At 43.9% G+C, this 852-nt stretch carries 2 protein-coding genes; both read left to right on the forward strand.

The genetic code is table 11. From position 1 onward, the window contains the following. The coding region (locus tag H4I94_RS16160) for a hypothetical protein (RefSeq protein ID WP_261183727.1) at nt 1-111 on the forward strand (111 nt) is incomplete at its 5' end. A gap of 1 nt (nt 112) precedes the next feature. Continuing rightward, the coding region (locus H4I94_RS16165) for an efflux RND transporter periplasmic adaptor subunit (protein WP_261183726.1) at nt 113-852 on the forward strand (740 nt) is incomplete at its 3' end.

The raw sequence follows: 852 nt of genomic DNA on the forward strand, positions 1-852 counted from the left end.
AGCTTAGGCATTAGCCCAAGTGAAGTCATGTCGAAAGATGCTATTGCACAAATCAATCAAAATTTATGGCAAGACATACAGGCCATGCCTGTCATTGGTGGGGGAAATTAACATGTTCGATCTTAAAAACAGCTTAAAAAAACAGAGCGGAAAAATCTCTCAACCCCTACTGATTAGTTTGGTCATCGGCGCTACCGTACTCCTCAGTATTTTCTTGATCTTAACGGGTAAGAATAAATCTGAAACATCAGATGAACATGCCGAGGAAGAAGGGGGAGAAGAACATGGTGGTGAAACCGAAGAGCATGCAGAAGGTGTGAGCCTGACTGCCAAGCAACTGGTGGAACAGGGCATACAATTATCAGCGGTCGATCAAGGCCCGGTGGTTAAATTAAGTTCTTATCCTGCCAAACTGAATGTGAATACTGACCAGCAAGCGCACGTCTCACCGAGTTTTAGTGGTCATGTAGAAAATGTCTATGTAGAACTCGGTCAAAAAGTTCAGAAAGGACAGCCTTTGGCTGCGTTGCTTGTTCCTGATCTAGTTGATCAGCAGGCCAATCTTAAAATTGAACAAACCAACCTTGAACNTCAAAAAGTTCAGAAAGGACAGCCTTTGGCTGCGTTGCTTGTTCCTGATCTAGTTGATCAGCAGGCCAATCTTAAAATTGAACAAACCAACCTTGAACTGGCGAAACAAGACTATGATCGTGAGCGTCAGCTTTGGTCACAGGGCATTTCAGCAAAACAGGACTATCAACGTGCTTATAACAGCTATAAACGGGCACAAATTCAGGTTCAAGCGGCCCAATCACGTTTAAGTGCATTTGGTGCAGTGAATGCCAGTAACGG

It is taken from the genome of Acinetobacter sp. T_3_1, assembly GCF_025377055.1.
Lineage (GTDB): Bacteria > Pseudomonadota > Gammaproteobacteria > Pseudomonadales > Moraxellaceae > Acinetobacter > Acinetobacter kookii.